22 protein-coding genes are annotated in these 24,690 nt (G+C 59.0%); 14 read left to right on the top strand and 8 right to left on the bottom strand.

All coding sequences use genetic code 11. The features are described from left to right. Nucleotides 1-58 precede the first annotated feature (58 nt). From BJN45_RS17335 to BJN45_RS17320, 4 genes are all read left to right on the top strand, one after another. A complete protein-coding gene (locus tag BJN45_RS17335; protein WP_205750628.1) occupies nucleotides 59-1,300 on the top strand; it encodes a lipoprotein-releasing ABC transporter permease subunit in 1,242 nt (413 codons plus the stop codon). Then, nucleotides 1,293-1,973 (top strand): lipoprotein-releasing ABC transporter ATP-binding protein LolD, encoded by a 681-nt coding sequence (lolD, locus tag BJN45_RS17330; RefSeq protein ID WP_076097537.1) that lies wholly within the window; start codon nucleotides 1,293-1,295, stop codon nucleotides 1,971-1,973. Before BJN45_RS17335 ends, lolD begins: the two co-directional genes overlap by 8 nt. A gap of 66 nt (nucleotides 1,974-2,039) precedes the next feature. Then, nucleotides 2,040-4,055 (top strand): methyl-accepting chemotaxis protein, encoded by a 2,016-nt coding sequence (locus tag BJN45_RS17815; protein WP_076097536.1) that lies wholly within the window; start codon nucleotides 2,040-2,042, stop codon nucleotides 4,053-4,055. 90 nt (nucleotides 4,056-4,145) lie between these two features. After that, nucleotides 4,146-5,453 carry a phenylacetate--CoA ligase family protein gene (locus tag BJN45_RS17320; RefSeq protein WP_076097534.1) on the top strand — a complete coding sequence of 436 codons (1,308 nt, stop codon included), beginning with the start codon at nucleotides 4,146-4,148 and terminating at the stop codon, nucleotides 5,451-5,453. Here the strand turns inward: BJN45_RS17320 and BJN45_RS17315 are convergent. Then, entirely contained in the window at nucleotides 5,445-5,987 is a 543-nt protein-coding gene (locus BJN45_RS17315) for a DUF2062 domain-containing protein (RefSeq protein ID WP_076097533.1), read from the bottom strand. The two genes, BJN45_RS17320 and BJN45_RS17315, sit on opposite strands and share 9 nt — an antisense overlap. Before the next feature lie 61 nt (nucleotides 5,988-6,048). Between BJN45_RS17315 and BJN45_RS17310 the strand changes: the two genes are divergently transcribed. Continuing rightward, a complete protein-coding gene (locus BJN45_RS17310) occupies nucleotides 6,049-7,044 on the top strand; it encodes a ComEC/Rec2 family competence protein (RefSeq protein ID WP_076097531.1) in 996 nt (331 codons plus the stop codon). 115 nt (nucleotides 7,045-7,159) lie between these two features. Here BJN45_RS17310 and BJN45_RS17305 read toward each other — a convergent pair whose 3' ends face one another. After that, nucleotides 7,160-9,385: an ATP-binding protein gene (locus tag BJN45_RS17305; protein WP_076097530.1), complete on the bottom strand. Its 2,226-nt coding sequence runs from the start codon at nucleotides 9,383-9,385 to the stop codon at nucleotides 7,160-7,162. Nucleotides 9,386-9,509: 124 nt separating this feature from the next. Then, a complete protein-coding gene (locus BJN45_RS17300; protein ID WP_076097528.1) occupies nucleotides 9,510-10,478 on the bottom strand; it encodes a DNA cytosine methyltransferase in 969 nt (322 codons plus the stop codon). A gap of 56 nt (nucleotides 10,479-10,534) precedes the next feature. On the opposite strand from BJN45_RS17300, the gene BJN45_RS17295 reads away from it, so the two are divergent. Next, nucleotides 10,535-10,801, top strand: a complete 267-nt coding sequence (locus BJN45_RS17295) for a ribbon-helix-helix domain-containing protein (protein WP_076097527.1) — start codon at nucleotides 10,535-10,537, stop codon at nucleotides 10,799-10,801. A gap of 77 nt (nucleotides 10,802-10,878) precedes the next feature. On the opposite strand, the gene BJN45_RS17290 is transcribed toward BJN45_RS17295, so the two are convergent. Both BJN45_RS17290 and BJN45_RS17285 read right to left on the bottom strand, forming a co-directional pair. Continuing rightward, on the bottom strand, nucleotides 10,879-11,073 hold the full coding sequence (locus tag BJN45_RS17290; protein ID WP_076097525.1) for a hypothetical protein: 195 nt from the start codon (nucleotides 11,071-11,073) through the stop codon (nucleotides 10,879-10,881). A gap of 203 nt (nucleotides 11,074-11,276) precedes the next feature. Continuing rightward, entirely contained in the window at nucleotides 11,277-12,371 is a 1,095-nt protein-coding gene (locus BJN45_RS17285) for a DNA-binding protein (RefSeq protein WP_088179101.1), read from the bottom strand. 468 nt (nucleotides 12,372-12,839) lie between these two features. On the opposite strand from BJN45_RS17285, the gene BJN45_RS17280 reads away from it, so the two are divergent. Further along, a complete protein-coding gene (locus tag BJN45_RS17280) occupies nucleotides 12,840-13,337 on the top strand; it encodes a lysophospholipid acyltransferase family protein (RefSeq protein ID WP_083651395.1) in 498 nt (165 codons plus the stop codon). Here BJN45_RS17280 and BJN45_RS17275 read toward each other — a convergent pair. Genes BJN45_RS17275 through nhaR form a run of 3 tightly spaced genes read right to left on the bottom strand, consistent with a single transcriptional unit; the run spans nucleotide 13,324 to nucleotide 15,641 of the window. Next, nucleotides 13,324-14,187: a mechanosensitive ion channel family protein gene (locus tag BJN45_RS17275; protein ID WP_076097543.1), complete on the bottom strand. Its 864-nt coding sequence runs from the start codon at nucleotides 14,185-14,187 to the stop codon at nucleotides 13,324-13,326. The two genes, BJN45_RS17280 and BJN45_RS17275, sit on opposite strands and share 14 nt — an antisense overlap. Nucleotides 14,188-14,239: 52 nt before the next feature. Continuing rightward, nucleotides 14,240-14,704, bottom strand: a complete 465-nt coding sequence (locus tag BJN45_RS17270) for a phosphate-starvation-inducible PsiE family protein (RefSeq protein ID WP_076097521.1) — start codon at nucleotides 14,702-14,704, stop codon at nucleotides 14,240-14,242. A 22-nt stretch (nucleotides 14,705-14,726) separates the two neighbouring features. Beyond that, nucleotides 14,727-15,641 carry a transcriptional activator NhaR gene (nhaR, locus tag BJN45_RS17265; protein ID WP_076097520.1) on the bottom strand — a complete coding sequence of 305 codons (915 nt, stop codon included), beginning with the start codon at nucleotides 15,639-15,641 and terminating at the stop codon, nucleotides 14,727-14,729. Nucleotides 15,642-15,744: 103 nt separating this feature from the next. On the opposite strand from nhaR, the gene BJN45_RS17260 reads away from it, so the two are divergent. The 7 genes from BJN45_RS17260 to BJN45_RS17230 are packed head-to-tail and all read left to right on the top strand — an operon-like array spanning nucleotide 15,745 to nucleotide 24,679. Then, nucleotides 15,745-16,086: an HPF/RaiA family ribosome-associated protein gene (locus BJN45_RS17260; protein ID WP_076097518.1), complete on the top strand. Its 342-nt coding sequence runs from the start codon at nucleotides 15,745-15,747 to the stop codon at nucleotides 16,084-16,086. Nucleotide 16,087: 1 nt separating this feature from the next. Next, a complete protein-coding gene (locus BJN45_RS17255; RefSeq protein WP_076097516.1) occupies nucleotides 16,088-16,672 on the top strand; it encodes a hypothetical protein in 585 nt (194 codons plus the stop codon). Between the two features lie 26 nt (nucleotides 16,673-16,698). Beyond that, nucleotides 16,699-19,398, top strand: a complete 2,700-nt coding sequence (locus BJN45_RS17250; protein WP_076097514.1) for a cation-translocating P-type ATPase — start codon at nucleotides 16,699-16,701, stop codon at nucleotides 19,396-19,398. Nucleotides 19,399-19,402: 4 nt separating this feature from the next. Further along, entirely contained in the window at nucleotides 19,403-20,362 is a 960-nt protein-coding gene (locus tag BJN45_RS17245; protein WP_076097512.1) for a YcjF family protein, read from the top strand. 38 nt (nucleotides 20,363-20,400) lie between these two features. Beyond that, nucleotides 20,401-22,083 carry a putative bifunctional diguanylate cyclase/phosphodiesterase gene (locus BJN45_RS17240; protein WP_076097510.1) on the top strand — a complete coding sequence of 561 codons (1,683 nt, stop codon included), beginning with the start codon at nucleotides 20,401-20,403 and terminating at the stop codon, nucleotides 22,081-22,083. A 10-nt stretch (nucleotides 22,084-22,093) separates the two neighbouring features. Then, a complete protein-coding gene (locus BJN45_RS17235) occupies nucleotides 22,094-23,740 on the top strand; it encodes a methyl-accepting chemotaxis protein (RefSeq protein ID WP_076097508.1) in 1,647 nt (548 codons plus the stop codon). A 54-nt stretch (nucleotides 23,741-23,794) separates the two neighbouring features. Further along, nucleotides 23,795-24,679, top strand: coding sequence for a universal stress protein (locus BJN45_RS17230; RefSeq protein WP_076097507.1), 885 nt, complete (start codon nucleotides 23,795-23,797; stop codon nucleotides 24,677-24,679). Nucleotides 24,680-24,690 lie beyond the last annotated feature (11 nt).

Raw genomic sequence — 24,690 nt, 5'->3', positions numbered from 1 at the left:
GGTTTTCCGGGTGCGTGTACCATAGCGGTTTTGTTGCATCGCGGGAATACGCATGTCATTGCCCTACGAGTTGCTGATCGGCTTGCGCTACACGCGCGCCAAGCGGCGCAACCATTTCATTTCCTTCATTTCGCTGATTTCGATGGCCGGCATCGGCCTCGGCGTTGCTGCGCTGATCGTCGTGCTGTCGGTGATGAACGGTTTTCAGAAGGAGTTGCGCACGCGCATCCTCGGTGTCGCCTCGCACATCCAGATCACCGGCGTGAACGGCGAGCTGGCTGACTGGCAATCGATCGCGGCGCAGGCCAAACAGCATCCGGAAGTGCGGGCGACAGCGCCCTTCGTGCAATCGCAGGGGATGTTTTCGGTCGATGGCGATGTCAAGGGCACGCTGGTGCGCGGCATTGTTCCCGAACTGGAGGACGGTGTCGCCGATTTTCGCCAGTCGATCAAGAGCGGCAGCCTTGATGCACTGAAACCGGGCGAATTCGGCGTCGTTCTCGGTGCCGAACTGGCGCGCTCGCTGCGGGTATTCACCGGTGACAAGCTGACGCTGATCGCGCCGCAGGGCACGGTGACGCCGGCCGGCGTGGTGCCACGGGTGCGTTCCTTCACCGTCGTCGGCATCTTCGAGGTCGGCATGTACGAATACGATTCCGGGCTGGCGCTGATCCACATGCAGGACGCGCAGCGTCTGTACCAGATGGGTGACATGGTCAGCGGCGTGCGCCTGAAGGTCGACGACCTGTTCAAGGCACCGCGCATCGCCCGCGAACTGGTCGCTTACATCAATGCCGATGCCTATCTGCACGACTGGACGAAGAGCCACGCCAATTTCTTCCGGGCGGTACAGATCGAGAAGACGATGATGTTCATCATCCTGTCGCTGATCGTCGCCGTCGCTGCCTTCAATCTGGTGTCGACGCTGGTCATGGCGGTCACCGACAAGCAGGCCGACATCGCTATCCTGCGCACGCTGGGCGCCCGGCCGCTGTCGATCATGGCGGTGTTCGTCATCCAGGGGGCGCTGGTCGGTTTCATCGGACTGGGATTGGGCGTTGCCGGTGGCGTCGCGCTGGCGCTCAACGTCGACGTCGTCGTGCCGGCCATCGAGCGCCTGCTTGGTACGCAGTTCCTGGCCAAGGATGTCTATTACATTTCCGACCTGCCGTCTGAATTGCTGTGGAGTGATGTCTGGGGCGTGACTGCCATCGCTTTCGTGCTGTCGCTGCTGGCGACGCTGTATCCGAGCTGGCGGGCGTCGCGGGTCAATCCGGCGGAGGCCTTGCGCTATGAGTGAGAACATCCTGACTGCCCGGGGGCTGGGCAAGGTATTCCGCGGCGGCGGACTTGACGTGACCGTCCTCGACAACATCGACCTCGCCGTCGAGGCCGGCCGGACGCTGGCCATCGTCGGAGCTTCGGGTTCCGGCAAGAGCACGCTGCTGCACCTGCTGGGCGGGCTTGATGCGCCGAGCAGCGGTACGGTCTCGCTCAAGGGCCGTGATTTTTCGGCGCTGAACGAGGTCGACCGCGGTGATTGGCGTAACCGGCATCTCGGCTTTGTTTACCAGTTCCATCACCTGCTGGCGGAGTTCTCGGCGCTGGAAAACGTCGCCATGCCGCTGCTGATCCGTCGGGTCGAGCGTCGGGCGGCGCTGACCAAGGCCGCCGACATGCTCGGTGCCGTCGGCCTGGGCCACCGGCTTGAGCACCGTCCCGGTGAGTTGTCCGGCGGCGAACGCCAGCGCGCGGCGATCGCCCGGGCGCTGGTCAGCGATCCCTCATGCATTCTCGCCGATGAACCAACCGGCAATCTCGACAGTCAGACAGCCGGGGTGGTATTCGATCTGCTGATCGAGCATGTCCGGCGACAGGGGGCCAGTCTGGTGATGGTGACCCATGACCGGAATCTGGCGGCCAGGGCGGATACCTTGATCGAACTCAATGATGGCAGATTGTCTCGTTTGTAATATATCTGAATTAGTTTGCTGTTTCTGATACATTGCCGGCCGGATTTAAGGTCAGGGGGGAAAGATATGCGTGCATTGTTCATGCCTGCGGTGGCGTTGATGAACCGTTTGCGGTTCCGGGCCAAGTTTGTTTTTCTGGGCAGCGCCCTGGTTGTCGTGCTGCTGGTATTGCTGTATACGCTGTTCATCAACCTGAGCCGCGATATCGATACAGCCAGGCACGAACTGGCCGGTTTGCAGATGCTCAAGCCGATGAACCGTTCCGTGCAGTTCATGCAGCAGCATCGTGGTTTGTCATCCGGCGTGCTCAACGGCAACGAGGCGATGAAGGAACGGCGCGCGGCGGTCGAGAAGGAAGTGGAAAAGGCCATTGGCGATACCGATGCTGCACTCAGCGACAGCTTGCGTGACAGCCAGGCCTGGAAGGATATCCGCGCCGACTGGTCGGAAATCAGCAAGCAGGGGCTGGGCTGGCCGGCGCCGGAAAATCTCAAGCGGCATACGCAGATGATCGCCAAGGTCCTGATCTTCATGGTCGATCTGGCTGATGAAACCCAGCTGACCCTCGATCCGGTGGTTGATACCTACTATTTCATGGACACCGTCGTCGGCAAGATGCCGGCCATGCTCGAACCGCTGGGCATCATGCGGGCGCGTGGTACCGGCGTGCTCAGTTCGCAGGAGCTGACGCTGGACATGCGCCGCGATATCACGGCCTTGCTGGAACGCATGAACGGCACCTTGCGCCTGCAGAACTCCAACCTGGAAAAGGTCATGAAGTTCGCGCCGGAACTGCGTGCCTCGTTGACCGGGCCGACGCAGGAATTTACCGAAGCGTCGCAGAAAGTGTTCAAGCTGGTTCAGGAAGACATCCTCAACGAACGTTTCGAAACCAAGCCGGCAGACTATTTCGCCATGACGACCCAGGTCATCGATCTGGGTTACAAGATCATGTACGAGACCTTGATTCCGCAATTTGAAAAGCAGTTGCAGGCGCGCCAGTCGCACGCCGAAAACATGCTGATCTTCCAGGCCGCCTTGTCTACGCTGGTGATGCTGCTGGTCGCTTATTTCGGTATCGGCACCTACTATTCGGTGATCGGTACCGTCGATATCTTCTCGGCGGGTGCCAAGCGCATGGCCGGTGGCGACATGACCGTTCATTTCTCGACCGAGGGGGCAGATGAACTGCACGCGGCCGGTCTCGATCTCAACAACATGGCTGCGTCGATCCGCGAGTTGCTCTCACGCATTCAGGCCGACGTTGGCGAATTGCATACGGCAGCCGGCGATCTGGCGACTTCCAGCCACCAGATTTCAAGCAGTGCGGGTTCGCAGAGCGATTCCGCATCGAGCATGGCAGCCTCGGTCGAGGAAATGACTGTCGGTGTCGACCACATTGCCAAGAACGCCACGGATGCCGAGTCCTATTCCCGCGAATCCGATCGTGTAGCGGGTGAGGGCAGCAGCATCGTCCAGCAGGTGGTGGTCGAGATACAGGGGATCGCCGATACGGTGAATCATTCTGCCGGTGCGGTTGAGGCCTTGGGGCGTCAGTCCGACGAGATTTCTACCATCGTCGGCACGATCAAGGAGATTGCCGACCAGACCAACCTGCTGGCGCTCAATGCGGCCATTGAGGCCGCCCGGGCCGGCGAGTCGGGCCGGGGCTTCGCGGTGGTGGCCGACGAAGTGCGCAAGCTGGCCGAGCGTACCGCTAAATCGACGCAGGAAATTGCCGGCATGATCGCCGCCATCCAGTCCGGCACGGCAACTGCGGTGGATAGCATGAAGCGCGGTGTCGACCGGGTTGCTGTCGGCGTTGTCGAGGCGCAACGTGCCGGCGAAACGATCGGCCTGGTGCAGGAACACTCACGCCGGGTGATGGAAGCGGTTTCGGAAATCACCATCGCCTTGCGCGAGCAGGCGGCGGCCAGCACCGAGATCGCCCAGAACGTCGAGCGCATTGCCCAGATGGCCGAGGAAAACAATGCGGCGGCCAGCGGCAACGCGCATACCGCCGACGGCCTGCGCCAGCTGGCCGAAACGCTGTCCAGCGAAGTCGGTCGTTTCAGGACCTGAGACCGGCTGTCAGCCGCCTGATGTAACACGCCCGCTTCGGCGGGCGTATCATTTCTCCCTTAAATAAAAAAGCTACAGGGAGGAAGTTGCATGATTTTCGATATTGAAAACGAAACCTTGCCGCGGGAAGATCTCGAGGCAATGCAGTTGCGCCGTCTGCGCAACACCGTCGAGCGCTGCTACGCGACGGTCAAGTTCTATCGCGAGGCGATGGACGAGCTGGAGGTCAAACCGCACCACATCCAGTCGCTGGCCGACGCCCGCCTGCTGCCGTTTACCAAGAAGGAGCAGTTGCGCGACAACTACCCCTTCGGCATGTTTGCCGTGCCGACCGAACAGGTCGTCCGTGTCCATGCCTCGTCCGGTACCACCGGCAAGCCGACTGTCGTCGGCTATACCCGCCGCGACATCGCCAACTGGTCGCAACTGGTCGCGCGCAGCCTTGCTGCCGCCGGCCTGCGCCCCGGTGATCGCCTGCACAATGCTTATGGCTATGGTCTGTTCACCGGCGGTCTCGGCCTGCATTACGGCGCCGAGGAACTGGGCGTGCTGACCGTGCCGATGTCGGGCGGACAGACGCAGAAGCAGGTCATGCTGCTTTCGGATTTCCAGGCGACGGCCTTGTGCTGCACGCCGTCCTACGCGCTGAACATTGCCGAGGAGGCCGAGAGTATCGGTGTCGATGTGCGCAAGCTGCCGCTCAAGGTCGGTATTTTCGGTGCCGAGCCGTGGACCGAGGAAATGCGCTACGAGATCGAATCACGCCTGGGGCTTGAGGCCATCGACATCTACGGTCTGTCGGAAGTCATGGGGCCGGGAGTCGGTGTCGAATGCATCGAGGCCAAGAAAGGGCTGCATGTCTGGGAGGATCATTTCCTCGTCGAATGCGTCGATGTCGATACCGGCCAGCCGGTGCCGGATGGCGAGGAGGGCGAGATCGTGTTTACTTCGCTGACCAAGGAAGCCTTCCCGATCCTGCGTTACCGGACCCGCGACATTTCGGTGATCGAGCGCAGCCCGTGCAAGTGCGGCCGGACGCATGCGCGCATCCGGCGCATCTCGGGCCGTTCCGACGACATGCTGATCATCCGTGGCGTGAATGTCTTCCCGACCCAGGTCGAGGCGGTGCTGATGCGCAGCGAGACGCTGTCGCCGTTCTACCAGATCGAGGTTTTCCGCGAAGGCTTCATGGACTCGATGGCGGTCAATGTCGAGGCCAGCCCGCCGCTGTTTGCCCGCGGCCAGGAGGCGATGGACCGGGTGGCGGCGAAGGTGCAGAAGGACATCAAGGATTTCATCGGCGTCTCATGCACCGTCAACGTCAAGCCGACCGGCGCCATCGAGCGTTCGATGGGCAAGGCAGTGCGGGTCATCGATCACCGCAAGAAGTCAGGCTGAGCGTTTGCCCGCGCGGCGCCGCTGCCAGTGCCGGACCAGGTACAGGCGCCAGGCGCCGCGCGTCAGGAAGTAGCCGGCCAGCGCCAGCCCGTCGGCGAGCACGATCAGGCCGACGGCGAGCGGCCGGGCGACGGCCAGCATCCAGTCCTGCATGGCCTGCGTCCAGGCGACGAAATTGTCGAAGACGAAGGCCGGCGGTACCAGGAAACCGGCCGTGTCGCCGATCAGTAGCCGGCCGATCTGGTAGGCCAGCAGGTACAGCGGAACGATGGTGAGTGGGTTGGTATAGAGCGTCACGAATAGCGCCAGCGGCAGGTTGGCGCGAAACAGGATGGCCGCCAGCGCCGCTGCCGGCATCTGGAAAGGGCCGGGAATCAGGCCGCAGAACAGGCCGGCGGCGACGGCGCCAGCCGCCGAGCGGCGGTTCAGGTGCCACAGCCGCGGGTGCAGCAGGGAGTTCTCGAAGGGACGCAACCAGGGGTTGCGACGTATCGTCTCGTGGTCGGGCAGATATTTTTTCAGGAAGCGGCGCATCCGGCGATTATCGCAAAAGCCGGGCTTCGCTGTTTGTGACGCTTCGTGCCATGATATTGGCATGCGTTCCGCTATCCTCGCCTTCGCCGCCGGCGTCCTGTTCCTGCAGACCCATGCCAGCCCGCCGGCGGTTTATCTCTGGCTGCCGCTGGCCGTCGTCTGCTGCCTGCCGGCGTTGCGCTGGCGCACCTGGCCGTGGCGCGCTCTGGCGCTGATCGGCTGCTGCCTGCTCGGTTTCTGCTGGGCCGGCTGGCGTGCCGACCTGCGCCTGGCTGACGAGCTGGGTGCCGACTGGGAGGGCCGGGACGTGCAGGTGATCGGCAGCATCGCCGGCCTGCCGCAGGATTTCGACCGGGGCACGCGCTTCGAATTTGCCGTCGAACGGGTGTTGACCGCAACAGCCGTGGTGCCGACGCGCATCCAGCTCGCTTGGTATCACGGCAAGCAGGCGCTACCGGCGGTGGCGCCGGGCCAGCGCTGGCAGCTCACAGTGCGCCTGAAGCGGCCGCACGGCGGCGCCAATCCGGGCGGTTTCGATTACGAGGTGTGGCTGCTCGAGCGCGGCATCCGGGCAACCGGCTACGTGCGGCCGGGGCCGGCGGACAAGCTCGCCGATTTCGTCTGGCGCCCGGGGCATATCGTCGAACTGATGCGCAGCGCCGTCCGGCGCCATTTTCTGGCTGCCCTGCCGCCGGGCCGCTGGCCGTGGATCGGCATCCTGACGGCGCTGGCGGTTGGCGACCAGAAAGCCGTGGAGGGCGATTTGTGGACGGTGTTCAACCGCACCGGCACGACGCATCTGATGTCGATCAGCGGTTTGCACGTGACGATGGTGGCCGGCTTGCTCGGCTGGCTGGTCAGCGCCTTGTGGCGGCGTGTGCCGGCGCTGGCCTTGCGCTGGCCGGCGCAACGGGCCGGGCTGCTGGCGGCGGCGCTGGGGGCGTTCGCCTATGCCTTGCTGGCCGGTTTCGGCGTGCCGGCGCAGCGCACGCTGTACATGCTGCTGGTTGCCGTCGCGGCGATGTTGCAAACAACCTTACTATGTGCGAATAGATAACGCTAAATGCGAATTAACTAGGCTAGCTGCGAATGTCTGGGCTGTCCATGCTCTAAAGCGATAGGTAAGGGCAGCCCGCTATTCGCTGCCCGGCAACTAAATTTTAGATAACCGCTTAGCTTGGAGTAGTCGTCGCAGCATTTTCCGCTGCCGATGGTGCCACCGATTCCGCATTTTCATCGGACGACGCAGAGGCTAACGCTGTAGGGCTTTTGGGGATGATAAGGACGTGGTCTTCACCAAGATCATTCTCTATCGCTTTGATCATATCCGCATGGGCTCCTTCGGTGTTACGGAGTAGTTCGTGAAGGTCGTAAACCTTCCATTCGGTTGTTGGCCCCGCCTTAGCAATCTGATTTTCGAGCGTAATGGCATCACGAGTTCGTTTTTCGGGCTCTTCTCGAGTTCCAATTAAGTAACCAGTTACCCGTACATCATGGTGAAACTTGCGTTTGATCCAAGCTTCAGCATCAGAGATGTATCCCATCAATTGCGTTAAATGATCAATCTCAAGAGGGATGGTTGGGGACTTCAACTCGACGATGACGAGTTCGTGAAAATTTGGATCGTTCATCAGGAAAACCAAGTCCGGGCGAAGATTAGCCTTTTTGGGACTGTCTTCGGCGAAATGATCTACTCCAAGTTCATTTGCCAACTCCGAACATAGCGTTTCAAGCGTCTGATTGGAGGTCAGGTGGTTGGAGAACTCCTGGCGGATAAGCCAAGGATTCCTCTTCAAAAGGGTGTGGAGTTCCTCTTCGAATTGTTTTTTTCTCCACTCTTCTTTGCCCTTGTTGATCAACTGGCGTAATGCGTGAATAGCGCTGAGCTTGCCTCTGAAGATGGTCAGCGCTTGGCTTTTTTCGACCTCCGCCAGGTCCAAGAGTGCAGCAGCAATTTCATTGATTTCTTTGGCGCTTGTTCCAACCTCGATCAGTCGCACCAGCACTTCTCCGGCATTCATCGTGTTCATGACCAAGGGGGCGATCTCGTTAAACTCTCTAGACCCAACGCCGAACTGCGAACCCAGTGTTCGGAGCAATTTTTTTGCAGGCTCTCGGGTTTTCTTATCCATGCTGTCGACAAGTCGCAACCAGCCAGGGTTTTTTTCAACGATCTCCTGATCGACTATGCCTTCCTTGAACTTGTAGTGGGCATTCAAGGCTCGCCTTAATATGTCAGTGATTCGATCCATGAAGGCAATGACAACCTCGCTTTCCCCTTTCAACTGTGTACGGTCGGTACTGACCAAGTCGACACCGATCTCGTCAAGTTGATCTGCCTGGACAATACATTCCATGTAGTCCTGACCATGGAAATTGTGCACCCCCGATGGCAGACCGAAGAGAGAAGGGCCTGCGGCTAACCGATTGTGGCAATAAATGCGGGCACCACGTTGATCGTTCTTGAGGCTATCCCCAGGGGTTCGAAATTTCACAACATAATCAAAAGCGATGTTTCCGACTTCCTCAACCTCAACGACTGTGCGGGCGAAGCCATCATGGGGGCGCTCGGTAGGAAACGTGAAGGAGTATTCGACGGGCGGCGTGGAAAGCGTGTTTCCGTTGATCTTTATCGCAAAATCTTCCGAGCGAATTCCGAAGAAATTTTGGTTCAGAGTCGAACGCAGGTCTGTCTCTCCACGTTTCAATGCATCGCAGCGAAGACGGGACAAGGTGATGATCGTTCCCTTTTCCGCTGGCGTCCCCGTCTGGTATGTTGCGGGGATGGTAACGCCAGCGAGATTCGGAGCCTCGGAGAGCTTGGCATAGTCCATTTCAAAGACAGTCCAAAAATCGTCTTCAGCACGCTTTGTTTTAATAGTGATTTTTTCCGCGACCCCAAATCCAGCTAATTTTCCAAGGCCTTTTCTGCCCATAACTTTGCGTTTTCCGGACTCGGAGTTTAGATTGCTTTCCTTTCCCGAACCGTTGTCTAGTCGGCGTTTCCGATTAACCGGAAGAAATTTATGCTGCACATCCGCCGGATCCATTCCGTGCCCGTCATCTGTGATCTCGATTTTGATATCGTCCGGCAATGGAAGCAGCAGTACAGTAAAAGGCTCCATCTTGCCGGCTGCAACAGCTTTCTTCGCTTCCGCTCGGACTAGGGCGCGAGCCGAAAGAATGCGGTCAAAGGGGATCGAGATATTTACGTAGCCAGCCTCGCTGTCGTGAGAATTGGCCACGAATTCAACCATGCTCTTGGCCAGTGTCGAGTACATGTTGATACCGAGCGCATCCAACATGCCACCTTGGATGACCATCTCGAACTCATTCGGTTTTTCCTTCGAACAGGTAGCACCTAGCAACTGCAACTGGCTTTCCGCACCCAGGGTCATCGCAAATTCCTTGATAGATATCGGTTATGACGCAATGATAGCCCACGTTCTGCCTCAAGAAAAAAAGGCCTGCTTCCGGATTGGATAAGCAAGCCTACCTCAGGACAAAATCGGAATTGTTGGCCTAAGGGATAAAGAGCCTCCGAATGGAATTCGCAACGACCTTGGCCAAGGGCACTGGAACACCATTGCCGATTTGACGGGCCATGGAAGTTCTGTCTCCCACGAAAACCCATTCGTCGGGCACACCTTGAAGGCGCGCGCCTTCACGGATTGTTATGACTCTATTCTCTGCCGGATGCAGATATCGCCCCTTGGAGGGGTTCTGAAAAGAGCAGCGCACAGTATTCGATGGCTCATCAAAATTCATTCGACCCCATACGTCGACAGCTTGCGCTCCAATTTTTTCCCAACTAGGGGGGCATAGATGCGCTGCAAGGCGCAGCACATCACGCTTATCTCCGTTCGGCGGAATTATCTTAATGCGCTCGTACGCCACACCTTTCGGCATTGGGGCGATGTGCTGGTTTAGATCTGTTGGATTACAGGAGAGGCCTGAGAACGCTTGGCGCACGGTCACGGGTATTTCGTGTGTTGGTTCCGGTTGCGTCGGCAATCCGATTCGAGAGAGGATGCAAAATGCCCTGATGCGCCGCTGCGGCACCCCAAAATCAGCGGCATTCAGAATCCAATGGCAACTTTCGTAACCCTCTCTCTTTGCAGCCCTCTTGATCCTCTTCCAATAGATTGATTCGACAAACTGGGGCACGTTCTCAATTACAACCACACTTGGATTGGCCGACTTTATCCATGGAAGAACGGTAAGCGATAGCTTGTTTCGTTCGTCATTGCTATCGCGCTTGCCCAGTGTGCTAAAGCCTTGGCAGGGCGGACCGGCGAGAATCACCTGAGACTGAAGCGAAGCATCCACCTTACGCACGTCCCAGACTCTCGCAACGTTCTCAATATTTTTGTTGAAGCTTGCGACGGCGCGATGGTCAGCTTCAGCCGCAAAAATCGACCGAAAACCGGACTGGCGAAACCCCTCAGTCATCAAACCCGCGCCGGCAAACAAATCAATCGTAGTGATCATTGGCGTGATGCCTAGAATTGTTGACTGTTCTTATTATTGCATAATATATTTATGTTATGGAAGATTTTGAAGAAAAAACCCCGAAGACAAACGGCGCAAAGGTCATAAGAGCAACCTTTTCTTTGCCAAGTAGCTGCCTAGAACAGCTCGATAGGCTTCAGGTTGAATTTGGAAGGAAGGGCCACATCCTGAACAGGAGCGAGGTGGTCCGTATCGGATTGGCTGCATTGGAGCGTATGCGGCAAGATGAGCTTCAATCAGCGGCAACTTATGTCGAACACCTCAAGGCTGGGCGGCCGAAATCGACCGCAAATGCCAAGTGACCTGCGTCCCCAATTCTCATTTGAATGAGTCGATTGCCCGTTAGCCGCCACTCAATTGACGCTGGTCGAATGACCGTTCAGGCCGAGTAACGGAAATTGAAGGCACTACTTGCCAGGTGCGTTGGCGCCGCTTCCAATGCTTTCTCAACCAGTAACTTGGTGAGTTGCTTGAGCAAGCCGTTCTCGCCAATCAGGTCTTCCGGTTTCCGATAGTCAGCCAGCAGGCTGTCCAGCAACTCCTTGGGGGCTGCTTTCTTTGCTACGGCCATCATCGCTCCTTGAGGCGCGGTGGTTTCCTGCCAAATGACCGTTTACACAAAAATTCTTACACGCTCGCTTATCAAAGCGGATGCTCAACATAGAGCTAATCGACGCAACGCAGCTTTATCGCGGAGCATCCAGCAACCGAAGGGAACGAGGTTGAGGCCGGGTTAGAGGGTCGGCCGGGAATCATGAAAAATTCCCCGAAAACTGCCTACTCTTCTGAATTAAAAAGCGAATCTTGATTGTCAACGCTATTTTTCTTGGCGTTGGTGCTCTTCGCCTGTGGCGACTGTAATGTCGCGAGCTTTTCAAAGACTTTCTCGTGGCTAGCGGCAACGGCTTTTGCCGCCATCAGTTCGGCTGCCAGCCGCTGCCCCGTTTCCATGCTCTCCCTTAGCTTGCAGAGGTTCGCTTGGTTTTCCTTGTCCAGATCGGACACTCGCCCGTTGGCTTGCGCCAACTGATCCGTCAACTGTTGGATTTTCACCTCGGCAACGGCCAACTGCTCTTTGACCGAGCGCAATGTTCGTACTTCGCCATCGTGTCGATGAAGTTCACTGTGCGCATGGGTGAGCTCGCTTGATAGACGGGCATTGTCCTCATGACTGCGGATGAGTTCTTGCTGTTTCGCGTTTGCCGTTTCCTTGGCATTACGCAACTCCCCCTGCAAGAACTGGATCTGCTGTTCGAACTGGCGCTGATCCTGCTCCCGTTGTTCCTTCGCTGCGGTTCGGAAATGCGCCAGTGCCTCGCGGGCGTGTTGGTGCTTTTCCTCCAGCGACACACGGTGCGCTTCTTCCTTTACCAGTTGCCCTTCCATGTCCTGGATGCGCTGAGCCATTTGTGCCCGAACGATTCTCTCTTCTTGGAGCACGCTTAGTATTTCGCTGTGGGCTGCTTTCTCTGCACCCAACTCCAGGGCCTGGCGTTCAGACTGGCTGCGAAAGGATTCCACTTCATTACGTAATGTGGCGATGGTGTCGTTCAGCGCCGCAATTTCTGCCTTGTGCTTATCGGTCAGAGCCGCCAAACGCTGATCAGCTTCTTCATGCAGGCGTTCTGCGAGCCTGGCAGCCAGATCCTGGATGGCTTCACTGACCGCGACCTGGGTACCGGTACTGCCGCCTTCCTCTTCTTCGATTTCCTTCAGATAGCGGTGAATCGTGCCTTTCGAGCCGGTATCGCCTAACTCGCTGCGAATTGCGTCGATCGATGGGTAGCGCCCCATCGCCAACAGCTTGTTACGCGCTCTGACGACTTCTGACTTGTAGATTCCTGCTCTGGCCATGGCATCCTCGTATTTCATACCGTATTACGTATTACGATATTACATACTAATCAAACGAAGTTCAATGCAGCGAAAGTAGCAAATATAAGACGCGATAATGGTTGATTATTTGTTGTAATACGCAATGGTGACCCCAAAGTCTTGAACATAATTACGAACGGACATTCTGGCTACACTGGAATTCAATATGTTGCGCCTGTTCCAGCTACCCGCAAGAATTGGAAGAAGCTGTCGGTCGTGTCACGGGCGTGCGCGCCGGGACCGAGCGCCTGGTGGTACTGGCCGAAACTCGTACGGCGCAGGATGGCAATGAAGCAATTCGCGCTGAGGTAGAGCAATTGGCTATAGAACTCACCGGCCCACTCTGGGGACTCTGGGTGTGGATGGTTTTCGGCCTCCTGGCACCGGTCTTCTGGGTTGCGATAGCGCTTGCGCCAACGCTCGCCGCGCGGCGTCTCGCCCGAATCGGATCACGCCTTGCCCTGACTGCGACTGGCATCCAGCCACGAGCAATCGGCTGCGCTACCCGCACGTTTCGCTTTTGTTGCCAAACAGGAATTGCTTGCTCACCCGCTGGCCGCGATACCGTTGAAACGCCTAGGCGCAGTTTTCGTTGAGCGCTTTGATACTGTGCGCGGTGTTGAAGACACGCATGCACTGGAGAGGCGGGCTGGAGCAGGCAACGCCCTTGTAGTCTTTGCCGAAGGAACCTTCCGTGAACCGCCCGGTGTATTGCCCTTCCGCATGGGGGCTTTCCTGGCCGCTGCCCGCGCCGATGTTCCGGTCATTCCTGTCACTTTGAGCGGCACCCGCCGTCTTCTTCCTGACCTTAGTCTGTGGCCACGCTACAGCAAATTGACGGTTACCGTCCATCCACCGATCATTCCCGCAGGAGCAAACTGGCACGCAGCCCTTGTACTGCGCGACACCGCGCGGGCAGTCATCCTGGCGCAATCGGGTGAACCGGACGCTACTGTGCGCTGATGTCGCAGTGCGGTTTGGTTAACTGACCCGGTCTCAATATTCGCCAGGTATCGCGAAACACGGCCTGCTCCACTTTCAGCCGCAGATGACTCGGACAGGCCACTCTGATCACGAGCATTAGTTGCTCGGGGTCGGAAAAATCCCACAGAATCTTGTTGCGGCCAGAGGGAAAAGCGATGAAGCTTTCGTCGGAAATTTTGCGGAAATGCGCTTCGGCCTCGCTTTGCCAAGTCTGTGTCGCCTCATCGGCAGCCGCCAGCGCCGCAGATTCCACGCGATCAAGATCCCACATTGCTTCATCGGGGATCGGCATGCGAAACAGATGCAATACGTAATCTCCGGTGAGAGATGTGTTTTTCAAAGGCGTGGTCAGCAACAAGCCATTCGGAAACTCAGCCATCTTGCCGGTCTGCTGCCCGGCATAGCCTAACTCCGCCAACGTCGTGGCAAATATGTCGATGTCGATGACCCGGCCATGAAGTTGGTTGATTTCAATGAGATCACCTACCTTGAACGGCCGGACGAAGGTGATGTAAAGATAGCCCAGCACGCACATCAGCAGTTCTTTGCTGACGATCAGGACGGCCCCGGCAACCGCTGCTAGGGACAGGGCAAAACCGGCAATCGTCGACGCCCAGACCGAGATGATGACGAAAAAAACCAGGAACCAGATGACGTTCCGGGCCCAGACCAGATGCATCCGACGCTTCTCGGCGGAAATTTCCCCTCGCACAAGATAGCGCGCCCAGAGGTGAGAGAGAGCGGCACCTACGGCAATCAGGAAGAAGGTCGCAATGACCTTCTCCCATTGGCCAGGAATGGCGACAAACAGTTCATGCAGCATGGGCATCAACGCGGCGCTCCGGTCAGCCATTGACAGAAGGAATAATGGAGCCTGGCATTCACGAATTCGAGCCTTTTCTCCGGATAACGATCAAGTAGTATCCCACGGACAATGCCAGCGTTACCGCGGCTGTTGCATAGACATGCTCAGCCCCCACCTCGTTGAAGTCCAGCACGATGACCTTGCGAGCAATGGCCATCAGAGCCGTCCCGAGGACAATCTCAACGGCCAGTTGCCGGTTATGGTTGTCTTCGACATAAAGAATGATGTTGTGAAATATTTCAACTGCGATCAGCACTGCCATGAATGCACCGAAGGTTGCGAGAATATCCTTGATTTCAAGCAGCATGAATGGCGGTGCCATCAAGCGCTGGTAAAGCACATAGACCACATCCGCCACGCCCCAGATGATGACCATTACCATGACCGCAGCGAGTACGCGTGCAACTTGGGAGATTACCCTGTTGAAGAAGGACAGTACAGGATCCTGTGTTTGGTGATTTGACTGTTCGTTTGTTTGCATGATGGCTGCCGATTGAGGAAACTCACGTTGTTGGAACTGGCTGGGTGATGCTGGGAAATAATGCTGAACGTGCGGATTCCATGACTGTCATGATCGCCGGGTGAACAACCCGTCGCTCGGCCGTTATGGCCCAGAACCCCTCATGAATCTCATTGACCACGCCGATGCAGCGCGTATTGTAGCGTGTGCATATTTCATCCCTCAGAACGGCGGGCCCCGGGAAAAACCCAGCGCCCGCCTGCCCAAAAGCTTTCATCAATGCACTATCGTCGAACTCGCCCATCAGCCGCGGCACTAAGCGCAGGTCGCTCAACCAGCGATCGATATGACCACGAATAGCGGAATGTCCCCCCGGTAGAAGCAGCGGCGCATCGTTCAGGCATTGCGGAAAATCGCCAAGTTCTGCGCACAAAGACGCCCCCCCGAAAAACGCCAAGGGGCTTTCCCCCAACTTATGGCTGTGCCCGCGGATGGCCAGCCCGGACGGCATCGGACGATCTGCCACGACCATGTCAAGACGCTGCAAGGCCAATTCGGCCAGCAGCATGTCGATAGTGCCTTCCCGGCAAACCAGCCTAACGGGCTCAGGTAGTTTGCCAACAGGGGCCAGCAAACGGTAAGCGAATGTTTTCGGGACGACGTCCGTGATGCCAATGCGCAGTACCGGGATCGGTTGTCTTTGGCGGGCCGACAATGCCTGCTTCAACTCCCCGCTCAGATGCAGGATTTCATCGGCGTAGGACAGAACCTGCCGGCCCGCTTCGGTAAGTTCCAGGCCACGTCCAGCCGGACGAAACAGCGCCGCCCCGAGGTCCTCTTCAAGATGGCGGATCTGTCCGCTAATGGTCTGCGGCGTGAGATTCAACGTCTCAGCAGCACGGCTGATGCCACCCACCTGGGCAACCGTCCAGAAATACCGAAGATGCTTGAGGTTCATGTGACTGTTCGTTAATTGCCGAAATATTGTTAATAAAAATTCGTGTTTATTAAAGCATTTTTTGCTCCTATCGTGCTCTCATATTCACAACGAAGGAGCAAACATGCAGATCGACATCCGCGCCAAAGGCATCGAAATGAGCGAAGGCTTGCGTGATCATACCGAGCGCTGCCTCAATTTTGGCCTGGATTGGGCCCAGCAAGATGTAGATCGCGTCGTCATCACACTGTCTGACATCAATGGACCGCGTGGTGGCAACGATAAGCGGTGTCAGCTAAGAATACCGCTACCCCGGATGCGCGATGTCGTGATCGAGGAAGTTGCCGATGATCTCCAGATCGCTATCGCCCGATCCGTCGACCGGGCGTCCCGTAGTCTGGAGCGTCGCTTGTCGCGACAGCGTGAGTTCGGCCCGTTGCCGCCATCCTGCCCGACGGAGGACTGAAATGAGCCTTTCCAAACTTTCCCTGTTCAGCATGCTGGCGAGCCGGATTTTTGCAATCAGCCGCCGGACCTGGATTCTGATTTCGGTCGTCATCCTGATGTTCACAATTCTGGCCGTCTGGCTGACGATCAGCTTGGCTGGATGGCTGTTCGGCATGGCTCAGGAGGGGGTTTCGGCTGTGCCGGATGTCGCGCGCAGTGCCGTTCAACAAGTTGAGAAAGTCGTGCCGGGGGCAACCCAGGCCATCGAGGATCTGCGGGCGATCGGTCAAGCGGCGCCGCCTGCCCGCGATGTTTCAGGAACCGACCCGATTCCCGTGGCGCGTTTTCCTGGCCTAGCCCGTACGCACTGGCAACGTGAAGATCAAGGCATCACGGTACGTTACGAAGGAAAGGCTGATCTGGCAGCGGTCCTGGACCATTATGCCAAGGGCTTTGCCGAGCATGGTTATCGACAGGAACTCCTCGCCGCCACACCAAGCGAGGAGCGCCATGATTACCACAAGGGAGAAGAACGTATTGGCGTAACCTTCGTGCAGCAGAAAGAAAACAGGGTTTTGGTAAGCATCACGACTCGGCAGCCATGATTGGCGCCACATAAGGGAGAAACACCATGGCGACACACCAGGCCGACTCTTGGCACGCACAAGCCCATGAACACTGCATTGAGCAACTAGCGGTCAATCCGACCGCCGGACTGAGCAGCGTGGAAGTGATAAACCGCCTAGCCGAACACGGCCCCAACCGCCTGGCGGAAAAGCCACCGCGTTCCGCCTGGTTGAAATTCTTCGACCAGTTCAAGAGCTTGTTGGTGCTGATCCTGATCGGTGCTGCCGTACTGGCAGGTGCGATTGGTGACTTCAAGGATGCCATCGTGATCGGCATCGTCGTGCTGCTCAACGCTGCCCTTGGGTTTTTCCAGGAGCATCGTGCGGAGGCGGCACTAGCGGCATTGAAAAACATGCTGGCGCCCGGCGCCCGGGTGCGTCGCGATGGTCAGATGCAGCAGATCGAGGCGGCTGATCTGGTGCCCGGCGACATTTTGCTGCTCGAAGCCGGCGACCGCATTCCGGCCGATGCCCGGGTGCTGAGCGCGCACAGTGCCGAGGTCGCGGAAGCGGCATTGACCGGCGAATCCCATGCCGTGGCGAAGCTGCCGGATGTGGTGGCGGAATCGGCGGTGCTGGCAGAACGCTACAACATGGTGTTCATGAACACCGTGGTCACCCGGGGCCGCCTCGAAGCCGTGGTAACCGCTACCGGGATGCACACCGAAATGGGGCGCCTGGCCGGTCTGCTGGCCGAGACCGCAGAAGGCGAAACCCCCTTGCAGATTCAACTCGATGGCCTGGGCAAGCGGCTGGCGATCATCGCCACCGTCGTGGTCGGCCTGATGTTCTTCATGGGCCTGATGCGCGGGGATGAACTGATCAAGACCGCGATGACCGCCATCGCCCTGGCCGTGGCCGCCATTCCCGAAGGCCTGCCGGCGGTGGTGACGGTGACGCTGGCCCTGGGCATGCACCGGATGGCCAAGCGTAACGCCATCGTCAAGAAGCTGGCCGCAGTCGAGACTCTCGGCTGCACGACGGTAATCTGCTCCGACAAAACCGGCACGCTGACACTCAATCAGATGACCGCCCGCGCCGTCTACACCCAGGGCCAGCGTTACCTGGTCAGCGGCGAGGGTTACGGCGGTGAAGGCCGCTTCGAAGGCGTCGCCTCCGGCGCGCCAACACTGGGTCATGTCCTGTTGCCGGCGGCCTTGTGCGTCGATGCCCGGATCAAGGATGGCGCCCTGATCGGCGATCCAACCGAGGGAGCCTTGCTGACCCTGGCGGCCAAGGCGGGGCTGCTGCCCGATGAAGTGCTTGAACACCGGCCGCGGATCGCCGAAATTCCGTTCGACTCGGCCACCAAGTACATGGCCACTTTCCACCACGATGGCGACCGAGTCATGATGTGCGTCAAGGGTGCTCCTGACGTGCTGCTGGCGCGCACCTCCTCGTATATCGGGACAAGCGACAGTGCGTTGCCGATCGACGAAGCGATCCGGGCTGCCTTCGTTGCCGAAAACGAGGCGCTGGCCGATCAGGCCTTGCGCGTGTTGGCGCTGGCTGGCCGGGTCATTCCAGCGGCGGATTTCGATCCGGCCGGCGACCTCTTGTTCTGGGTGCAGGACCTGACCCTGAATGCGCTGGTCGGCATCATCGATCCGCCGCGGGCCGAAGCGAAGGAGGCCATCGCCACCTGCAACGCCGCCGGCATTCAGGTGAAAATGATCACCGGCGACCACCGAGCGACGGCTGCGGCCATCGCCCGCGAACTGGGACTCAAGGGCGAAGTTCACGAAGGACGCGATCTCGATGGTTTGAGTCAGGACGAAATTGCCCGGCTGGTCGAAAAGAGTGCCGTCTTCGCCCGGGTCGCGCCCGAGCACAAGATGCGCATTGTCGAAGCCCTGCAAGCCAAGGGCCATGTCGTGGCAATGACCGGCGACGGGGTCAACGACGCGCCGGCCCTGAAAACCGCCGACATCGGCGTGGCCATGGGAATTACCGGCACCGAAGTAACCAAGGAAGCAGCCACGCTGGTGCTGACCGACGACAACTTTGCCTCTATCGTCCGCGCCGTGGAAGAAGGTCGCACCATCTACGAGAACATCATCAAGTTCGTCCGTTTCCAGCTATCGACCAATGTCGGGGCGATTCTCACTGTCCTCGGCGCGCCCTTTCTCGGTCTGGCCACGCCCTTCACTGCCATCCAGATCCTTTGGGTCAACATCATCATGGACGGCCCGCCGGCCATGACCCTGGGTGTCGAACCGGCGCGCTCGGGCATCATGCGCGATACGCCGCGTCAGGCCGATGCCGGCATCCTCTCGGTGCAGCGCCTGTGGCGCATCGGTCTGTACGGTGCGACCATGGCCGTCGGCACGCTCGGCCTCTACGCCTGGGCGATAGAGGCCTCCGGCGAAGCCAAGGCGATGACCCTGGCCTTCACCACCTTCGTCCTCTTCCAGTTCTTCAACATCTTCAATGCCCGTGCCGAACACGGCAGTGCCTTCAACCGGCAGTTCTTCGCCAACGGCAAGCTGTGGCTGGCGCTGGCCGGCGTAGTCCTGCTGCAGATCGTCGCGGTGCATTGGGCGCCGGCACAGGTGATTTTTGACACGGTGGATCTGTCGTTGAACGAATGGCTGCTGGCAACCGCCGTGGCTTCCTCGGTGCTCTTCATTGAAGAGCTACGCAAGTTGCTCGTTTCGCTTGTTTGCCGCAGCAACACCAACGCCACCACCGGACATGAAAGGTAAATCCATGACTCAGGAAAACATCAAGGCCATTCTTGCCATAGCCATTCACGCCGCTTTTGCCGACAGCAACAAGGATGATCGCGAACGGGAGGAAATTCGGCGTATCGCGGAATCCCTGGCCGAACAGACGGCGGCGCCGGATCTCGCCCGTCTGTATCAGGACGTGCTGCTCAAGCGCCTGACGCTGGCGTCGGCCACCGCCATACTGGCCGACGCCAGCCAGCGCCAGCTGGCTTATGAAATGGCCTTGTGCGTGTGCGAATCCGATGGCCGTCTGATTGACAGCGAGCGGCATTTTCTCGATGAACTGAAACGCCTGCTGGCATTGACGGCGAGCGAAACCGACCTGATCGAAGGCGAGGCAGACCTGCTTGCCGATCAAGCGAGCGCAGTCATTCCGCTCGCCCCTGCGGCTGGCGCCGCAGCGGTCGCTGCGTCACCAGCCCTGGCGAGCGATGCCGAACTGGACAAATCCATCCTCAACTACGCGCTGCTCAACGGCGCACTCGAACTGCTGCCTCAGTCCTGGGCGTCGATGGCGATCATTCCCTTGCAGATCAAGATGGTCTATGGCATCGGCAAGTCGCATGGCGTCGAACTTGATCAGGGGCATATCAAGGAATTCATCGCCGCCGCCGGTGTCGGGATGACCTCGCAGTATCTCGAACAGATGGGCCGCAAACTGCTGGGTGGCCTGATCGGCAAGGCCGCCGGCAAGACGGCGGGCAAGTTCGGCGGGGTTGCGGTCGGCATGGCGTTCTCCTTTGCCACCACCTATGCCCTGGGACAGGTCGCCAAACGCTACTACGCTGGCGGCCGCACCATGAATACGGCCATGTTGCGCGACGCCTTCCAGAATCTGCTGGGCCCGGCCAAACAGATGCAGACCCGGTACCTGCCGCAAATCCAGCAGAAAGCGGCAACGCTGGATGCGGCGCAGGTGATGTCGATGATGCGCGCCTGAGCGGATTTTCCCAGGCTCGCTCAAAGGAGATACGAGACATGATTGCTGAGCATTTTCCGCACAAAGCCAAAGACATTCCATACGAGTCATTGTTTCAGGCCGCCAACGACATCATGCTGCTGGCCGACGCGAACAACACCATCGTTGAAGCCAACGAATGTGCCGTCAATACCTACGGCTGGCCGCGCCAGGAACTGCTTGGGAGGCCAATCGACAGTCTGCGCTCGCCGCGCGGGCGCTTTGATTTTCCGGTGGACATGGAAAATCTGCGCCTTCGTGGCCAGCAGTTTTTCGAGACCGAGCATCAAACCGCCGACGGCCGCCGCTTTCCCGTCGAAGTCAGCGCATCCCTGATTGACGATACGCGCGGGGGGCTCCTGCTCAAAATTGTGCGCGACATCAGTGAGCGCAAGGCATTTGAGGCGCAAATCCATGAACTGGCCTATTTTGATCCGGTGACCCGGCTTGCCAATCGCCAGCTTTTTGTCGACCGTCTGACGCAGGCGATAGCCTTGTCACGTCGCGACGGCTTGCCGCTGACCTTGTTACTGATCGGCTTTCCAGATTTACGGCGCTATGCCTTTCTTGAGGAAGGGGCAAAAAACCTCTCTAAGGAAGCGGCCAAACGCCTTCTGGATAGCATCCGCGCCGAGGATTCCGTGGGCCGTATCAGCGATGGTGAGTTCGCCCTGCTCCTGCACGCCGACGCTCGTGGTGCTGAACGGGTTGCCACACAGATTCTGGCGCGCTTCGCTGACCCCTTCCCGTTTGGCGACAAGGAAGTGATCGTCGAGTGCGACATCGGCATTGCCTGTTATCCGGACGATGGTCGGAGCTCCGAGGATCTGCTGAGCGCCGCCCTTGTCGCCTTGCTGCCAGCCCTGTCCGAAAAGGGCAGTACCTACAATTTTCACACGCCCTGCCTGGGCCGTTCCGCTCACCGACGCCTTGAAATCGAAACGCATCTGCGGCGCGCCCTGACGCAAGGCGAACTGTTCTTGCACTATCAGCCGCAAATCGACGTCGTTACCGGCCGCATGGTTTCTGTCGAAGCGTTGATGCGCTGGCAACACCCTGTCTGGGGTTGGGTGTCGCCGGCTGAATTCATTCCGGTTGCCGAGGATTGCGGACTGATCGACTCACTGGGGAACTGGGCGCTGGAAACTGCGCTGGGTGACGCTTCCCTATGGCGTGACCAGGGTGTGGATTTGCGGGTGGCAGTCAACCTGTCGGCCATCCAGTTGCGCGACCCCCATCTGCTCGTCCGGATCCGGCGTTGCCTCGACAGACACGGATTGGCGGCCTCGGCATTGGAGATTGAGGTAACCGAAAGCACGGCCATGCGTGATGTTATCGACGCCCTAACTCATCTGCATGATTTCACCGATGCTGGCATTCATCTGGCAATCGATGATTTCGGCACGGGCTATTCATCGCTCGCCAGCCTGAAAAACATTCGTGTCGGGCTACTGAAGCTTGATGCATCTTTTGTCAGCGGCTTGCCGGAAGATGCCGAGAATGCCGCCATTGCCGCGGCCATCATCCGCATGGCCGACGCCCTGGGAGCACGTACCCTGGCTGAAGGCGTCGAGACCCGGGAACAATTCGACTGGCTTCGGGCGCAAGGCTGCCATCTGGCCCAAGGCTGGCTGTTCGCCCGGGCCCTGCCGGCGGTAGAAATCCCGGCACTGTTCCACCGCAACTTTTTAACTTCCCTATAGGTTAGTCACCATGTCATTTCACTCCATCAGTGCCCGTCTGGCTGCTTTTACTGTCTTTGCCGGGTTGTTGCTCGTCACCATTGCAGCCGTTGGTCTGCTGGGCGGAAAAAAGGCTGTCGATGCGCTTAATTCAGTTTATGAGGATCGAACTGTACCGCTGGTTGATCTCTTTCGCCTGGCCGAACTGCGCGCCGCCAACGAGAAGGAAATCCTGCTGATCCTGCAGCGCGACCCCCGTTCCCCCTTGTCCGGCGCGCACGGCCAGCCATTGAGTGAGCATTTCGCCAATTTCGAACGCCGTAGCGCCGAGATCAACGCGCTCTGGAACAAATATATGGCAACCAACCTGAGCGAGGAGGAAAAGCGCCTTGCAACCGATTTCGCCAGCAAGCGCTCGGCGTGGATTGAGCGGGTGCGCCCCCTGTTCGAGCGCATCAAGGCGGAAGATTACGCTCCGGAAGTATCCCGGGCCTTGCTCGCCGCCACACTGGATGAAGGCAAGGCGGTCAGAGAGGCGCTTGATGCCCTGGCGATCTATCAGGCAAAGACCGCGAAAGCCCTTTTCGAGGAAGAGCAACGCGATTTCCGCACCGATCTGATCGTTTTGGCTTTGGTGGGTCTGGGCGGCCTTCTCGGCCTCGGGGTCTACGCCTGGTGGCTGGCGCGCACGATCACCCATCCCATCAACCAAGCGGTGAGCGTGGCTGAGGCGATCGCCAACGGTGAGCTCAACCGTCCGGTTCCCACCGGTGGACGTGATGAAGCCGGGCGCTTGCTGGCTGCATTCGCGCTGATGCAGGACAGTCTGCGCACCATGGTCAGTGCCTCGCAGCGCAGCGCCGACGATCTGGCCTGCGCGGCCATTGAAATGTCTACTGCCGCCCAGGCTTCGGCCGCGGCCACCACCGCACAAAGCGAAGCCGCCTCGGGGATGGCTGCCGCCGTCGAGGAAATGTCGGTTTCCATCGATCAGGTGCGCGATCATGCCCGCGAGGCCCGTCATGTGGCAGCCAGTGCCGGCGAGGCCTCACGCACCGGTGGCGCGGTGGTGCATTCGACCAGCAACGAAATGCGACAGGTGGCAACGGCGGTCAACGACGCGGCGCATTCGATTCGCGAACTGGAAAATTACTCCCGGGAAATTTCGGCCATCGTTGATGTGATCCGTGATGTTGCCGATCAGACCAATCTGTTGGCGCTGAATGCCGCCATCGAGGCGGCTCGGGCTGGTGAGCAGGGACGTGGTTTTGCCGTCGTTGCCGACGAGGTGAGAAAACTCGCCGAACGCACCTCGAAATCGACCCAGTCGATCGCCAGCGTCATCGAAAAGGTGCAGTCCGGTGCCCGCCACGCGGCACAGGAAATGGAAAGTGGCGTCAATCGCGTCGGCACCGGGGTGGATCTCGCGCAACAGGCAGGAGATTCGATCATCGGCATTCAGGACGGTGCAAACCGGGTGGCAACGACCGTCGACGATATTGGCAGTGCCCTCGACGAACAGTCGGTGGCCGCCCAGGAAATTGCCCAGGGCGTTGAACGGATCGCCCACATGGCCGAGGAGAACAGCGTTCGTGCCCGGCAAACCTCAGTCGCTGCCGAGCGACTCAAATCGCTGGCCAGCGATTTGAAGGGTTCCGTCGCCCGTTTTCGTGTCTGAGCCACTGAGACGCCGACAAGGATTATCCAGACGATCGTTCAAGGGAGATTGAAGATGAAAGCCAGCCAATCGATTCTCGTGGCCACCGATTTCTCGGCGCCAGCCACTCTCGCTGTCGAACGTGCTGCCCGGCTGGCGAGGGAATGGCAGTGCCCGCTCAATCTCCTGCATGTCTTCAACCCATTCGCCTGGGAACATGCAGGACATCTGCTGCCGGACCTGCTCATTCGACACAACCCGAAGGTGCGCAGCGAGACGATGCTGAACCGACTTGCCGACGACATGGCCGTCCGCAACGCATTGTCACGAGTCGGCCGCCAGCTGGTGGTCGGGCGTGCCTCTGCCGTCATCGCCGATCACGCCGTCGTTAGTGGCGCCAGTCTGATCGTCATTGGCATTCGTGGCGAGGGCATCGTTCACGAACTGGCCCTGGGCGGCACCGCCGTCAAGGTGTTGCGCCGCAGCCCGTGCCCGGTGCTGGTGGTTCGCCAGAAACCCGTTCCGCCGTACCGGCGGATCGCCATCGCGACGGATTTTTCGGCAACGGCGACGCGGGCGCTGCGTGCCGCCCTGGCGATATTTCCGGAAGCACAACACATCGCGATTCATGCCAGTCGTGCGCCGTACGAGGGGCGGATGCGTCTGGCCGGTGCCTCGCCCGAGGATGTCGAGCGTTACCGCAGCGATGAACTGGCCGCAGCCGGACAGGACATGGACGCCTATCTGGCGGATGCGGACTATGAAGCTGCCGGTGGAATATCCCGCGTCATTGGTCACGGCTACCCGGCGGCTGTGCTGCTCGACGAATTGCGCCGAGCCCCCTGCGATCTGCTGGTGCTCGGCCGGCACGGTCAATCGGTGCTCGATGAGCAACTGCTCGGCAGCATCACCCTGAATCTCCTGCACCACGCGCCGTGCGACGTGCTGCTGGTTCCTTGATATTCGGGAGA

The organism is Azonexus hydrophilus (genome assembly GCF_001956855.1).
Taxonomy (GTDB): Bacteria; Pseudomonadota; Gammaproteobacteria; order Burkholderiales; family Rhodocyclaceae; genus Azonexus; species Azonexus hydrophilus_A.
The sequence above is the reverse complement of the archived record's forward strand: the minus strand, read 5'-3'. Positions and strand labels throughout refer to the sequence as shown.